Genomic DNA, 14,882 nt, shown 5'->3' on the forward strand with positions numbered 1-14,882 from the left:
AACGTTACTTACATTAGCGGATTTTTTCTTATTGATTCAAAACTTTTATCATCTCATCAAACGAAACCAACTCTTGTGTCCCTGTCTGAATGTTTTTGATTGTATATTTTTGTTGTTCTATCTCTTGACTTCCAACAAAAACTACATACTTTATTCCTTTTTTCTCAGCGTATTTAAACTGCTTATCCATTTTTACTTTATCTGGATACAATTCTGCTTTGATTTGTTGTTTTCTCAATTGTAAAACCGCATTCATCGCATAAACGGCTTCACTTTCCCCAAAATTGAAAAACAACACTGTGGTAAAGTTACTTACACTTTCAGGAAACACTCCCATTTCTTCCATTACCAAATAAATACGATCTAATCCAAAAGATATCCCTACTCCCGACATGTTTTTCAAGCCGAAAATACTCGTCAAATCATCATAGCGACCTCCTCCGCCAATCGATCCCATAGACACTGTGGCTGGTGCGGCTACTTCGAAAATAGCCCCTGTGTAATAATTCAATCCTCTCGCCAAAGTAATATCCAAATCTAAAATAGCAGTTTTCAATCCAAATGACTCTACAGTTTTGCAGATAAACGTCAATTCTTCAATTCCTTTTTTTCCTTCTTCCGAACTTGCCAATAATTCATTCAATTGAGCAAATTTCTCGTCTAAATCTCCATGAAATTGAAACAAAGGTTGCAGTTTTTCAATCGCTGATGGAGAAATTCCTTTTTCCAACATTTCTTTCTTTACGCCATCTTCACCGATTTTATCTAATTTGTCTAACGCAACGGTAAAATCAATTAACTTATCACTTTCGCCGATTACCTCTGCAATTCCCGAAAGTATTTTTCTGTTATTGATTTTGATAGTTACTTCTTTTACATTCAATTGAGTAAATACCGCATCATATAATTGCACCAATTCTACTTCTTGCCAAAGTGAAGTAGAACCTACCACATCGGCATCGCACTGATAAAATTCTCTAAATCTTCCTTTTTGCGGACGATCGGCACGCCAAACTGGCTGAATTTGATAGCGTTTGAATGGAAATTCCAATTCGTTTTGATGCTGCACAACAAACCTTGCAAAAGGTACAGTAAGGTCGTAACGCAAAGCTTTTTCAGAAATTTTGCTCGTTAATTTGTTACTGTCTTTGTCTTGCAACAATTGGTCGTCAACTTTTGACAAATAATCTCCTGAATTGAGAATTTTGAAAATCAAACGGTCGCCTTCTTCCCCATATTTCCCCATTAGGGTATCGAGGTTTTCAAACGAAGGAGTTTCAATGGGTTGAAATCCGTACGATTCAAAATTCTTTTTTATGGTTGAAATGATATAATTTCTCTTGGCAATTTCTGCCGGAGAGAAATCTCTGGTTCCTTTCGGAATACTTGGTTTTTGTGCCATTTTAATAAAAATTTAGAGCCTTTCGGCATTGAGAGATTTATAGATTTTTACCTGCTTTTCTTTTTACAATTGGGGTTAAATCACTCCAGTCTTCGATTCTAAAAGCCCTGATTTCTTTAATTGAATTAGCAAACCATTCTAACAAAGACAAAGAATCAATTGCCTACATCAAATTACCTAAATTGCTATTTTTAGAAGCATAAATGCTACCCTGTATTCTATAAAAATCATACTCTTGCATAATTGAAGCAATTTCGAAATAAGCATTGTTGTAAGGAACTCCATAATGAATTTCTAAATCCGAAATACTTATATCAAAGGCAATTGCATACATATTTATTCAGAAATAAGTTTAAAATAATCTTTTGTACCGAAAAAAATTCGACCTTGGCTGTCTTTGATTGCTATTTCACCACCTAAAAATGGATTTTTGAATATCTTTATTATAGTTCCTGTAAGCCACTCTGTTAACGCCGTTAGTCCTGGTGAAACTTTTACTTCATCTCCTATTTTGAATATTTCTTTTTGGTGTGTCATTTTGTTTTTAATGTTTTTAGAAATTTAGATGTTTATTTACAATACATATTCAATCATCCATCAAAAAGACCTTTACTCCCTCTGGTGGTGTAAATTCCCAAATGTTTGTAAGCTTTTTCAGTAACTTCTCTTCCGCGCGGTGTACGGAAAATAAATCCTTCTTGGATGAGAAACGGTTCATAGACTTCTTCTATGGTTTCAGCATTTTCAGAAACAGCGGTTGCCAATGTTGACAATCCAACTGGACCTCCTTTGAATTTTTCGATAATCGTCGAAAGGATTTTATTATCCATCTCGTCCAATCCGTGAGCATCCACATTTAGGGCTTTGAGTGCATATTTTGATATTTCTAAATCGATTCTTCCATTACCTTTGATTTGTGCAAAATCGCGAACTCTTCGCAACAAAGCATTGGCAATACGGGGTGTTCCTCTACTGCGACCTGCTATTTCGATAGCAGCTTCCATATCGATTGGTACGCCTATAATTCCTGCACTTCGGTCGATAATGGTCGATAACAATTCGGTGTTGTAATATTGTAATCTACTCTGAATACCAAAACGAGCCCTCATCGGAGCGGTCAATAAGCCCGAACGAGTGGTTGCCCCAACCAATGTGAAAGGATTGAGATTGATTTGTACCGTACGAGCATTAGGTCCAGATTCGATGACAATATCGATTTTGAAATCCTCCATAGCCGAATACAAATATTCTTCCACCACAGGACTCAAACGATGAATTTCGTCGATAAACAGTATATCGCGTTCTTCGAGATTGGTGAGCAATCCCGCCAAATCTCCGGGTTTGTCAAGTACGGGTCCAGAGGTGATTTTGATGCCTACATTGAGTTCGTTTGCCAATATATTTGCCAAAGTGGTTTTTCCCAACCCTGGAGGTCCATGAAACAAGGTATGATCCAAAGCTTCGTTTCGCATATTGGCTGCTTGTACAAAAACTTTCAGATTTTCTAAGACCTGTTCTTGCCCTGCAAAATCGTCAAAAGACAGGGGACGCAGTTTTTTTTCTACATCAAATTCCTCTTTGGTAAAATTTGTATTCGTTGGATCTAAATATTCATTCATAGTACAAAGATAGAAAAAAGGTTGATTGTTTACTCCAACTCCTCTGCAATTTGCTCCCACAAAAGCATGGTTTCTTCCAATTTACTTTTTAGGTTTTCGTAATTTACAAACCATTGAGAATCTTGCATCATTTCTTCGTAACTTTCTGCTAATTGTTGATCGGCTTGTGCGATTATTTCTTCTAATTCTGAAATTTCTTTTTCGGTTTTATTCAATTTGTTTTGTAGTGATTTTCTTCGCTTTTGTTCTTCGTAACTCAAAGATTTTGAAGTTTTTTCTACCGTTTCTGTTTTGGATGTTTCGGTATAAGTTTCTTCCAAAGAACGTATATCTGCTACTTTTTTCTGCTCTAAGAAATAATTAATATCACCCAAATATTCCTTAATGGCTCCGTCTTTAAATTCTATGGTTTTTTCACACAATCCTTGCAAAAAGTCACGGTCGTGAGAAACGACTATCAGTGTACCTTCGTAGTTTTTTAGAGCTTCTTTCAACACCGCTTTTGACTGAATATCCAAGTGGTTGGTAGGCTCATCCATGAGTAATACATTAAACGGATTGAGCAACAACACACACAATGCCAAACGGTTGCGTTCACCTCCTGACAATACTTTTACTTTTTTGTCCACATCATCGCCACGGAACAAAAAGGCTCCCAACATATCGCGAACTTTACTACGGTTACTGTCCGAAGCATTGTCTATCATCACATCGAGGAGTGTTTTTTCACCGTCTAAATATTCGGCTTGATTTTGGGCAAAATATCCCAATTGTACATTATGTCCGATTTTAATTTCGCCTTGAAAATCAAATTCATTCATAATCGCTTTGATTAAAGTAGATTTTCCTTGACCATTTTGTCCAACAAAAGCGATTTTTTTCCCTCTTTCGATTTGTAAATCTATATTTTGAAAAACCGTTTTTTCTCCAAATGATTTACTTACTTTTTCCATTTCCAATACGATTTTTCCTGGTATAACCGATACCGGAAATGATACATTCATCACCGATTGGTCTTGTTCATCGACTTCGATTCGCTCAATTTTGTCCAATTTCTTTATCAACGATTGAGCCATTGATGCTTTGGTAGCTTTGTAGCGAAATTTCTCAATTAACTTTTCGGTTTCTTCGATTTTTTTCGCTTGATTTTTCTGAGCAGCCAATTGTATTTTCAACTGTTCTTCTCTTTCAATGAGATATTTTGAATAATTTTTATTGAAATCGTATATTTTTCCATTGGAAATTTCTATGGTGCGATTGGTTACATTATCCAAAAACATTTTGTCGTGTGAAACCAAAACTACAGCTCCAGAAAAAGATTTCAAAAAGTCTTCAAACCAAATAATCGACTCAATATCCAAATGGTTGGTAGGCTCATCCAACAATAACAAATCATTGTTTTGCAAGAGTAATTTTGCCAATTCTATACGCATACGCCAACCTCCCGAAAAAGTATCGGTTTGCTTGTGAAAATCCTCTCTTTTGAAACCCAATCCCAACAAAATTCGCTCGGTATTACCAACATATTGATAACCACCCAACAATTCAAATCGTTCGGTTTGTTCAGATAACTTCTCGATTAATTTATTATAACCTTCTGATTCATAATCGGTACGGTTAGACAATTCCGCATTGATTGAATCAATTTCAAATTGTATAGACAATAATTCCGAAAAGGCTTGGTACGCCTCGTCCAACACTGTACGACCTTTGATAAAATCTATATCTTGTTTCAAAAATCCTATTTTTACCTCTTTGTCCGTAGCAATGGTTCCGCTGTCTGACGACTGCTCTTTGGAAAGAATTTTTAACATCGTAGATTTACCAGCTCCGTTTTTTCCTACCAATCCAACTTTATCCCCTGCATTGAGGCGAAAAGATACATTTTCAAATAAATAATCTCCGTTGAACGAAACGGATAAATCGTGTATGTTTATCATGATTATGCTGTTTTTATTCTCAAGCAGATTTCACAAATTTGCTAAAAATGTTTTTTTATAACAAACTCTATAAATTGTTATAAACTGCTGATTGATGCTAATTTTTATTTTTTTTGTAATTATTAACAATATATTTACACTATCTCTCACTTCTATTTTAAGATTGTTTTCTATTTCCTACCTTGAACAAATCCAACTTCTTATAATACCTCTCAACAGAAATATTTTTATCCAATGTTTGATTTTCTTCAATGTAAAAAAACAATTTTTCAGCTAAATAAGGAGCTAATAACACACCTCTTGTTCCCAATCCGTTTAACAAAAATACATTTTGAAATTGATAATGTTTTCCAACCAAAGGACGGCGGTCTTTTACTGTCGGTCGCACCCCAGCTCTATGCTCATCGACCTCATATGGACAATCAATCAACTGTTCTAATCCTTCTATCAATTCATCATAAGCAGCTTGAGTAGGTACATTGGTTTTATCTTGCCAATCGTAGGTAGCTCCAACCTTATAAATATCATTACCTACAGGAATCAAAAACACTTTCGATTTTACAATGGATTCTAATTTCAAGTCAGGAATTTTCACATACAACAATTCCCCTTTTGTACCGTCTAAAGGTAAATAATTGAAATAAGGATTTTGATGCAAAGAAAATCCTTCGGCAAATATGATATTTTTTGCTTTAATATCATTGTATTGGATACATTCATCAGAAATATTCAACTGTTGATAATCCAATGTAATGTAAGTTAATTGTTTCTTATCAAAGAAATAGTTTTGATAAGATGAAACAAAATGTGCAACATCTAAAAATCCCGTTTCAAAGACTTCACCATATCCAAAAGGAGAAGGGATATGAGAAAATTTCCCATTGAATAATTGTTCGTTGAGAAAAGGAGCTGTTTCCAAATGATCACAAGCTACAAACCAATTATTTTGTTCTTCCACAGAGGCAAATTTGCGATAAATAGGCATTGGGAAGAAAAAACGAGTTTGCAATTCTTTTTCCAATGCAGGATAAAAATCTTTTGCAATTTCCAATTGTTCTTTCGACTGCCATATTGCTGTAAATCGTTTCAATACTACAGGATTGTACATACCACCTGCCACACGCGAAGCACTATTTTTACGAGCGTCTAATATCAAAAACGATTTGTTATACAACTGGCAATAACGAGCAAACGAAAGACCTGCCAATCCTCCACCTATAATGAGATAATCTATCATATCAAACTATTGAAAGTGCAAAAGTACGACTAAATTTCATTAGAATTACATTGATATATTATTGAAAACTGATAGAAATTACATCAATAATATTAAAGCAAAAAAAAGAGGCTCATATAAGCCTCTTTTTTTCTATTAGTAATTCCATAAATCATCTTCAAACTCTCTGATTTCTTGTTTTACACGCTCTGCCTCGATTAGTTGACGCATCGCATTGTCTTGAACTAAATCAGAAATTGCGTAATCTCCGTAAGCATTGTCCACTTTATAGATGGTGGCATTGAATCTACGTTGATTGAACAATTGATCGTAACTAACTTTTGAACGTTCGTTTCTTTCGTTGTACGCATAGTGTTTGTATAAGATATCTCTTGCACCAGGGAAGAAAATCCAGAACAAATCTTGCATATTTTCTTGTTCTAAACCTCTTGTAGCTAAATCTACCGTTACAGGACAAATTCCTAAGATACGGTATTTCAATTCACCTTCGTTTCTATCAAAATACCAAAGTCCCATTATTTTGTACTCTTTTACATCACGAGCTCGCAATTTGTAAACATCGATATACTCTTCAGAAACTGGCAACCCTAAGTTCATTTGGTCGATACCTTCATCGGTGATTACTGTACGAGTTAATTTAGATTTTAATTCCTCTAAGTTTAATTTATGAGTAAATGTATCATCGTCATAAACTTCAGAAATTGCTCCCGACATAACACCGTCCATCAAGATATCAAACAAGGGTTTTCTACCGTGAACTTTATCTAATGGGAAGAAATATTTCATATTTGCTTTTTGGTCAGCTGGGATTACTTCCCACACTTTTTTTTGCCATAGAATATCTCTTTCATTTACATGTTCATAAGGTCTTGGCCCTTCTGTATCTAATACTATTTCTTCAAGAGTTTTTTCTCCGATTTCAGAAGCTGTTTTTGCATTTAACAAACTAGCTTGAGCAAAAGTCGCAGAAGTACTCATTCCCAAAAATAGTGCTGTTATAATATTTAATCTTTTCATACCTTAATCTATTTATAAAATTTGGAAAGTAGCATCAGAAGGACGCTTCATGTGTAAATCTATACCTTCGATTCTCGTTTTAATATCCGTGATACGAACGATATCTCCAGGTTTCAAACGTTCTGCTTTTCTTTGTGCTTCTTCATTCAAGTTAGTTCCTGAACATGTTACAGATCCTAAGTTGTTAGGAAACACAATTGTAAATCCTGTTGTTACAACTTTCACTTCAAAATCAAAGTCTTCCATTTTAGCACCTACACTTGATTTTTTCAAACTCTCTACAGTACCTTTTGCAGTATATTCACCACGTACAGTACCTCTTGGAGCAGGAATAGATTTGATTCTGAACTCTTTTTTATCACTAACTGTAGATCCATCAGGCAAGGTACCTATTGCTGTAATTGTTACAGAAGTTCCAGCAGCTGGTTTCAATACATATTTTCCAGGACCAGTTTGTCTTAAACTTCCAGAAGAAGCCGTAACTTTTACTTTGTCATCTGGTACACCAGCAAATGAAGCTGAAATAGGGTTGTCAAGCAACATATACACAACATTCATCTTATCAGCTGCGATTGTAGCAACTTTTGGCCTGTCGATTACTACGTAATTTGAATCCTCGATGTTTACTTCAATTTTTTCTCCATCTTCTACGAAAACGAATTTTCCAGTAAACTTGTGTTCTCCAAGACCTCCAGCAGTCATTCTCATTTGAACCTGACCGTCTGCAAATGTATTAGGGTTTGACAAGTTGATGTTATTTCCGTTTACGATTACTTGAGATGGAACCGTTTTGTTGTCAAATCTTCCCAATACTACTCTACCAGTGATTTGTTCTCCTGAGAAATAAACCGATTTATCTGTTACTACATACGCTTTAAAGTTTCTCATCGAAGCCTCTTGTTTCAATGTATTTCCTAAAGCGATGTTGTAAAATTCGTTTTCAATCTCTTTCACATCATTTTGTAAAGCAGACAATTTTGCCAATGAAGCAATTGCTGGGAATCCTTTGTAGTGATAGTTTAAGTACAAGTGTTTTTGACTTTGAGCATTTACCACATCTTTTGTGTTGAATTTTTCCTCAACATTATCCATAAAGTGTTGGTATTTTACATCATCTCCAACAACTTCTTTTAAATCATCTCTATATTTTTTGAAACGAGCGATGATTTGATTTCCTTTTTCAGTGTATCCGTCACCAATAAACCAATCCAAATCAATCACTTCACCTTTGTCCATTTGTTCATAAGGCAACTCTTTTGTTTCAGGGTCGATTGGGTATGCTTCTCTAATAGGAGCTTTCAAAGACTCGATATAACTGTAAAAATCTTGGGAAATTTTCTGAACTTCCAAAGCTTTTTTGTAAGGTTCAGCGTAACGCTGTCCATTTTCTTCTGCTTTTAATGAAAGTTGAGCCAAATTTCTTTCGTTTGCTTCTTCAGCCTTTTTATTGGCTGTTTCAAACTTGATATTCATCAATCCAAAAGCTGACAAAACCTCTTTTGACATATTGAGTGCCATCATTGCAATGAACACCAAATACATCAGGTTGATCATCTTTTGTCTTGGGGTTTGTTTTCCTCCTGCCATGTTCTAATTAGTGGTTTAAATGGTTAATTACTAATTAGCTGTTTTTTCCCATAGCAGATAACATTCCACCATAAACAGCATTTAATGTAGATAGGTTTGAAGTCAAAGACATCATTTGTTCTTTCAACTTCAAGTTGTTTTCAGCTACCTCTTTGTTGATATCTGCGTTTTTAGTAGCACTTTCTAATTGTGTTTTGTACATTGAGTTCAACTCTTCCAACTGTGTAGCTGCTTTTGTCATTTCCTCAGCATATTTGTTTGATGAAGCTACTACGTCAACTGTAGGAGCAATTCCTTTAGCTGCTGCTTCAAAGTTTTGGATAGACTTACGCAATCCTTCCATCAATTGTCCGTCGATTTTTGCATCTTTCAATATTTGATCCAATTTTTCAGACAACAATGATTTTTCCATTGCTGGTGCTTGTACTGCTACTGCTCCTCCTTGTCCGAAAGATACTGATGCTGGAGCTACTGAAGAACCTCCGCTTACTTGTACTGGAGTTCCTGTAACTTGTACTCCTCCAAAACCACCACCTGCTACTGCTTGGTTATTTCTTGGTTCACCACCTTTCAATTCTGGATATACTTTAGACCAATCAAATTCTTCATCTACTGGCTCGAAAGCAGAAATTGCAAAGATCAATGCCTCTACAATCAAACCGATTGTAAGCATGTTATTTCCGTTCAATGGTCCGAACTCTCTATGTGTAATTTTAAATAACGCTCCGAGGATAACAACTGCTGCTCCCATACCGTAGCAAAAATTCATAACTCTTTTTGGAATTGCCATAATTTTCTATTGTTTTGTGTGTTTTAATTATTGATTGTACTCTTTATTATTATCTACCACTTGTTGAAATTTTTGCTTCGTTCAAGTTTGGTCCTGGAGCAGAAACTACCGTACGGAATCCGATGTAACTTCTTGCTGAATCTCCATGTTCTTTATCTCTTGTCGACACTTGTAAGAAATAAGCTACATCTCTCCAAGAACCACCTCTCACCACTTTGATAGGATTGTCAGATGAGATAGCTTTTGGTTTCAACGATGTATTATACACATAGGTATCTTCTTTATAAGTATCTTCACACCATTCTGCTACGTTTCCTGCCATATTGTACAAGTTGTAACCGTTTGGTTTGTATGATCTTGCTTCTGCTGTAAACATTGCACCGTCATCTGCAAAGTTTCCTCTATCAGGACGGAAGTTTGCCAAGAAACATGCTTTGTCATCTACAGTATATGGTTCACCCCAAGGGTACACTGCATTTTGCATTCCACCTCTTGCTGCGTATTCCCATTCTACTTCAGAAGGCAATCTATATTCATATAATTTATGATTAGATTTTTTGTTTTTCAGGTGAGTGTTTTTGTACAAAGTTCTCCAAGCAGCAAATGCTTTAGCTTGTTGCCAAGTTACACCTACTACAGGATACTCTCCATACGCTTCGTGCCAAAAATATTCTTTGTGCATTGGCTCGTTGTAAGAGTATTTGAAATCTTTTACCCATCTTGTGGTATCTGGATAAACATCTACGATTTCTGTTCTTAAGTAACGTGCTCTTCTATCTCTTGTTCCCAATGTAGGATCATTTAGAGCTGCTTCTTTATCAAACCAAGAATATTTAAATTTCAATTTAGTAGGGTCGAAAGAAACCAAACCATCGAAATTTTCAGAAGCAGGGATGTACAATGAATCCATTACTTCTACATAATATTCGTCTGGGTATCTTTTTGGATCTGTAATCAATCTTACTTTTTTGTTCAATCTTCTACCAGCGTATTCATCTGCATCCATAGCCATACTATAGTAGTTGTCATACATATACTTGTCGTATGCAGACTGGTTGCTATTCATCGAAGGATCTTGCTCAGGCAAGAAAGCAAATTGACCAATTCCTCCTGCAGATGGATCCATTCCCATCTCTTCTGCCATAATCGCTAAACGCGTACGGATTACAGAATCTTTTACAAATTCTACAAACTTACGGTATTGATTATTGGTAATTTCTGTTTCGTCCATATAAAATGAACCAACATTTTCTGTTCTTAATGGAGCATCTTGTGCATCAAACAAGTCTTGATGTGTTTTTCCCATCGTAAATGATCCTCCAGGAATAAACGCCATACCTTGTGGTTGCTCAACAACCCATCTTTTACCTTGAGTCCCTTGCAACAATTCACCCCTATCCCCTGATCCACAGCTAAATAACACTAAAGAAAGTGCCGAAAGTGAAATGAACTTCTTCATATAATTATTCGTGTTTATATTTTTATTTTTTTCTAAGGTTCAAACCTATTCAATTATTTTGAAATATCAAAAGAAAATCTTTATTTTTTTTATAATTCTTTTAACAAGCCTACTTAAATTAACAATTTCTTCATTGCTTTCCACCATCTTTCGGGAATTTCTCCTTTCAGAGAATTGTCATAATCTCGCTTGCTACAAGGAAACAAAACTTTTCGTTCATTGTCCTCCATATCTGAATATTGCAATTCTATCCACCATCTACCTGACATATCACTTTTGTAAAAAATCAAATCCTGATCTTCGTTAGCAACGATATATTTAAAGTAATTTTTTTTGCTAATATAGGGATATTCGTTAATTCTGTAATTATATCCTTCTAAAAAATACCAAATCATTTGCGCAAGTAACGGACTTTTGGCGTCTTTTGTTCCTATATTAAACAATCCGAAAATTGACACTTTATCACTGATTCCTGCATAGCGTGTGATGGTACAAATTTCTCTCCCATCAAATCCGTTAGGATTGAACTTTCTATAATACCCCATGTCTGCTGATTTTATTGCTGCTACATCTACACTGACGATATCTGCATCTCGCAAAATTGGCTCTATCAATGTCAAATCGTGAGCCAACTCCCCTACTCTATACGCCTCGAAGTACATACTTTCTATCAAATCGAGTTCTTCCTGACTATTGAAATACGTTTGGTAGCCTAAATTAGAAAAATTTCTCAAATTAGTTGGCTCTTCCATGATAATTTTTGTCAAAAAGTTTTCAGATGGTTGTGCAAAATCTTTTACAATGTCGATTTTATTATCTACTGTAACCAAATTGACCATTTGATCCAACTTGTCATACGCACGATAAATGGGATAAGTCAAATCTTGCGATCCTCCAATAATAATGGGCAATATGTTTTGCTTTAACAAATATTCGCAAATTTCTCTTAGTGCAAAATAGGTATCTTCCAACATATTTCCAGCTTCCAATGTACCCAAATCCACTATTTTTGAAGACCAATTTCCTTGATAGAGTTCGTATAGATTTTTTCGAATTTCAAAAAACGACAATTCGGTTTCGTCTATATCTCCTCCTCTAAACTCGTCCACGGTAAGCAAGGCAATTTGGACATCGTCCAACGAAGGAAAATGATTTTCTGTATGCTTATCGATTACCTTCCCCAGAGTAAATGTAGGCAATTTCTGCACAAACAACTCCAAATCAAAGGTAATCGGTTTTAGATATTGTTCTATCATTTTGTTTTCTTTGTTGTGGTTTTCTTAGCCGTTGTTGCTTTTTTGGTTGTCGAAGCCTTTTTAGCTGTTGCTGTCTTTGGTGCTTTTTCTTCAATCAACTTTTTCACCTCATCCAATGTCAATGCAGCTGCATCCACCTCTTTTGATAATTCGATTTTTGTTTTACCTTGCAAAATTACCGAACGCCCCCAACGAGCCTTTTCCACACGGATGCCTTCTTCTGCCCAATTGTGAATCAATTTGTCTTTTTCTTTTTGCAATTTATCCTCAATCAATGCTTCGACATCGACTTGGGTTAAATAATCGAAATCGTATTTTTTGGACACATTGATAAACATACCATTCCACTTGATAAATGGTCCAAAACGCCCTACTCCTTTTTGTACATCCAATCCTTGATAAGTAGCAATCGGAGCATCTGCTTTTTGTTTTTCTTTGATGAGTTCAACCGCTCTTTCAAACGAAACATTCAACGGTTCTTCGCCTTTTGGCAAAGTGATAAATGTACTTCCAAATCGCACATATGGTCCAAAACGACCATTGTTTACCTCAACTTCTTCGCCTTGATAAGTTCCCAATTGTTTTGGCAACAAGAACAAATTCAAGGCTTCTTCGAGCGAAATGGTAGCCATATTCAACTGTGGTGGTAAAGACGCAAATTTTTTCTCCTCGTCTTCGGCATCACCAATCTGAGCCATTGGTCCAAATTTACCCAAACGAACCAATACTGGTTTTCCACTTTGCGGATGTGTACCCAAAATGCGTTCACCTGATTCTCTTTCGGCATTTTGCTCTACATCTTTTACATTGGGATGAAAAAATCCGTAAAATTCGTTCATCATTTCCACCCAATTTTTCTCACCTTCGGCAATAGCATCAAAATCTTCCTCTACTTTTGCCGTAAAATGATAATCCAATATCGTAGCGAAATTTTTCACTAAAAAGTCTGTCACGATATTTCCTATATCTGTTGGAACCAATTTCCCTTTGTCGGCTCCTGTATTTTCTGTCAAATCTTTGGTTGAAATAGTATTGTTTTCCAATTTCAACATTTTGTAGGCACGAGCTACTCCTTCTTTTGTTCCTTTTTCTACATAATTTCTTGCGATAATCGTAGAAATCGTAGGTGCATAAGTTGAAGGTCGTCCGATACCCAATTCTTCTAATTTCTTTACCAACGACGCTTCTGTATATCTCGCTGGTGGACGAGAAAAACGCTGAGTTGCTGTAATCCATTGATTTTGCACAGCTTCTCCTTTGCTCAACACCGGCAACAAACCTTCTTGCTCTTGTTCATCGTCGTCGTTTCCTTCCAAATATACTTTCAAGAAACCGTCGAACAAAATCACCTCTCCTGTTGCTAAAAATGTTTCCTTGTGATTTTGCGTATTGATATGTACATTGGTTCTTTCCAACTGTGCATCGCTCATCTGCGAGGCAATGGTACGCTTCCAGATCAAATCGTACAAACGTGCTTGGTCGCGGTCGATATTTACAGAATGTTTGCTCATATCAGTCGGACGGATGGCTTCGTGAGCCTCTTGAGCTCCTTTGCTCTTGGTTGCGTAATTTCTCGGTTTGCTATAATTGGCACCAAATGCGGTTGTAATTTCGTTGGCAATAGCAGATTTGGCTTCGGCAGAAAGGTTTACGCTATCGGTTCTCATATAGGTAATCAATCCGCTTTCGTATAGTCTTTGAGCCAACATCATGGTTTGTCCTACCGAAAAATACAATTTTCTCGCAGCTTCTTGTTGTAAAGTAGAAGTGGTAAATGGTGGAGCTGGAATTTTCTTAGTAGGTTTGGTCTCAAGACTCGAAACCGAAAATGTAGCTCCTATATTTTTTTGCAAAAACTCGTTTGCATCTTTTTCAGACGCGAAGTTTTTGGTCAATTTTGCTTTGAACAATTTTCCTTTTTCTGAAATAAATTCGGCTGAAATAGCAAATGACGATTCTGAAGAAAAACTATCAATTTCTCTTTCTCTTTCCACAATCAATCGCACGGCTACCGACTGTACTCTACCAGCAGACAACCCTGCTCTTACCTTTTTCCAAAGCACAGGCGACAATTCGTAACCTACCAAACGGTCGAGGATTCTTCGAGCTTGTTGGGCATTTACCAAATTGTAGTCTATCGTACGCGGATTTTCAATCGCTTTGGTAATAGCCGATTTTGTAATTTCGTGAAAAACGATTCGTTTGGTCGTTTCTTCTTTCAATTTCAATTCTTCCGCCAGGTGCCATGCAATAGCCTCTCCCTCGCGGTCTTCATCGGATGCCAACCAAACCGTTTCGGCTTTTTTGGCAAGATCTTTCAATTTTTTTACAACAGCTTTTTTATCGCTCGAAACTTCGTATTTTGGACGAAAATTATTTGCAATATCTACCCCCATTTCCTTTGAAGGTAAATCTGCGATATGTCCAAAACTCGACTCTACTTGATAGTCTTTTCCTAAAAATTTCTCGATAGTTTTTGCCTTTGCAGGCGACTCAACGATTACTAAATTCTTTGCCATTGAAATAAAATTTGTCGCAAAAATAAATTATTTTCGATTAATTACAACATATAAAA

General features: G+C 35.9%; 12 protein-coding genes. All 12 read right to left on the minus strand.

What is annotated here, in order from left to right; translation table 11 throughout:
• Positions 1-28 precede the first annotated feature (28 nt).
• Entirely contained in the window at positions 29-1,402 is a 1,374-nt protein-coding gene (gene hisS, locus AB4865_RS00085; protein ID WP_372473703.1) for a histidine--tRNA ligase, read from the minus strand.
• Between the two features lie 163 nt (positions 1,403-1,565).
• Entirely contained in the window at positions 1,566-1,736 is a 171-nt protein-coding gene (locus AB4865_RS00090) for a hypothetical protein (protein ID WP_372473704.1), read from the minus strand.
• Positions 1,737-1,738: 2 nt separating this feature from the next.
• On the minus strand, positions 1,739-1,939 hold the full coding sequence (locus AB4865_RS00095; RefSeq protein ID WP_372473705.1) for a hypothetical protein: 201 nt from the start codon (positions 1,937-1,939) through the stop codon (positions 1,739-1,741).
• 53 nt (positions 1,940-1,992) lie between these two features.
• Complete coding sequence (ruvB, locus tag AB4865_RS00100; protein WP_372474920.1) at positions 1,993-3,021, minus strand: Holliday junction branch migration DNA helicase RuvB; 1,029 nt, start codon at positions 3,019-3,021, stop codon at positions 1,993-1,995.
• A 29-nt stretch (positions 3,022-3,050) separates the two neighbouring features.
• The gene (locus AB4865_RS00105; protein ID WP_372473706.1) at positions 3,051-4,961 is read right to left on the minus strand and encodes an ABC-F family ATP-binding cassette domain-containing protein; all 1,911 of its coding nucleotides are present in this window, start codon (positions 4,959-4,961) and stop codon (positions 3,051-3,053) included.
• Positions 4,962-5,118: 157 nt separating this feature from the next.
• Entirely contained in the window at positions 5,119-6,198 is a 1,080-nt protein-coding gene (locus AB4865_RS00110; protein ID WP_372473707.1) for an NAD(P)/FAD-dependent oxidoreductase, read from the minus strand.
• Positions 6,199-6,333: 135 nt separating this feature from the next.
• Positions 6,334-7,215 (minus strand): gliding motility protein GldN, encoded by an 882-nt coding sequence (gene gldN / locus AB4865_RS00115; RefSeq protein WP_372473708.1) that lies wholly within the window; start codon positions 7,213-7,215, stop codon positions 6,334-6,336.
• A 12-nt stretch (positions 7,216-7,227) separates the two neighbouring features.
• The gene (gene gldM, locus AB4865_RS00120) at positions 7,228-8,802 is read right to left on the minus strand and encodes a gliding motility protein GldM (protein ID WP_372473709.1); all 1,575 of its coding nucleotides are present in this window, start codon (positions 8,800-8,802) and stop codon (positions 7,228-7,230) included.
• A gap of 34 nt (positions 8,803-8,836) precedes the next feature.
• A complete protein-coding gene (gene gldL / locus AB4865_RS00125; RefSeq protein ID WP_372473710.1) occupies positions 8,837-9,592 on the minus strand; it encodes a gliding motility protein GldL in 756 nt (251 codons plus the stop codon).
• 49 nt (positions 9,593-9,641) lie between these two features.
• Positions 9,642-11,051 carry a gliding motility lipoprotein GldK gene (gene gldK / locus AB4865_RS00130; RefSeq protein ID WP_372473711.1) on the minus strand — a complete coding sequence of 470 codons (1,410 nt, stop codon included), beginning with the start codon at positions 11,049-11,051 and terminating at the stop codon, positions 9,642-9,644.
• A 113-nt stretch (positions 11,052-11,164) separates the two neighbouring features.
• Positions 11,165-12,307, minus strand: a complete 1,143-nt coding sequence (locus AB4865_RS00135; RefSeq protein WP_372473712.1) for a formimidoylglutamase — start codon at positions 12,305-12,307, stop codon at positions 11,165-11,167.
• A complete protein-coding gene (topA, locus tag AB4865_RS00140; RefSeq protein ID WP_372473713.1) occupies positions 12,304-14,826 on the minus strand; it encodes a type I DNA topoisomerase in 2,523 nt (840 codons plus the stop codon). The genes AB4865_RS00135 and topA overlap by 4 nt, the downstream gene beginning before the upstream one ends.
• Between the last annotated feature and the right edge of the window lie 56 nt (positions 14,827-14,882).

The sequence above is a fragment of the Capnocytophaga sp. ARDL2 genome, assembly GCF_041530365.1.
Lineage (GTDB): Bacteria > Bacteroidota > Bacteroidia > Flavobacteriales > Flavobacteriaceae > Flavobacterium.

What these genes read in the sequence shown, in the direction of transcription:
- hisS (WP_372473703.1), bottom strand. Translation starts at nt 1,402, where the DNA reads ATGGCACAAAAACCAAGTATTCCGAAAGGAACCAGAGATTTCTCTCCG.
- AB4865_RS00090 (WP_372473704.1), bottom strand. Translation starts at nt 1,736, where the DNA reads ATGTATGCAATTGCCTTTGATATAAGTATTTCGGATTTAGAAATTCAT.
- AB4865_RS00095 (WP_372473705.1), bottom strand. Translation starts at nt 1,939, where the DNA reads ATGACACACCAAAAAGAAATATTCAAAATAGGAGATGAAGTAAAAGTT.
- ruvB (WP_372474920.1), bottom strand. Translation starts at nt 3,021, where the DNA reads ATGAATGAATATTTAGATCCAACGAATACAAATTTTACCAAAGAGGAA.
- AB4865_RS00105 (WP_372473706.1), bottom strand. Translation starts at nt 4,961, where the DNA reads ATGATAAACATACACGATTTATCCGTTTCGTTCAACGGAGATTATTTA.
- AB4865_RS00110 (WP_372473707.1), bottom strand. Translation starts at nt 6,198, where the DNA reads ATGATAGATTATCTCATTATAGGTGGAGGATTGGCAGGTCTTTCGTTT.
- gldN (WP_372473708.1), bottom strand. Translation starts at nt 7,215, where the DNA reads ATGAAAAGATTAAATATTATAACAGCACTATTTTTGGGAATGAGTACT.
- gldM (WP_372473709.1), bottom strand. Translation starts at nt 8,802, where the DNA reads ATGGCAGGAGGAAAACAAACCCCAAGACAAAAGATGATCAACCTGATG.
- gldL (WP_372473710.1), bottom strand. Translation starts at nt 9,592, where the DNA reads ATGGCAATTCCAAAAAGAGTTATGAATTTTTGCTACGGTATGGGAGCA.
- gldK (WP_372473711.1), bottom strand. Translation starts at nt 11,051, where the DNA reads ATGAAGAAGTTCATTTCACTTTCGGCACTTTCTTTAGTGTTATTTAGC.
- AB4865_RS00135 (WP_372473712.1), bottom strand. Translation starts at nt 12,307, where the DNA reads ATGATAGAACAATATCTAAAACCGATTACCTTTGATTTGGAGTTGTTT.
- topA (WP_372473713.1), bottom strand. Translation starts at nt 14,826, where the DNA reads ATGGCAAAGAATTTAGTAATCGTTGAGTCGCCTGCAAAGGCAAAAACT.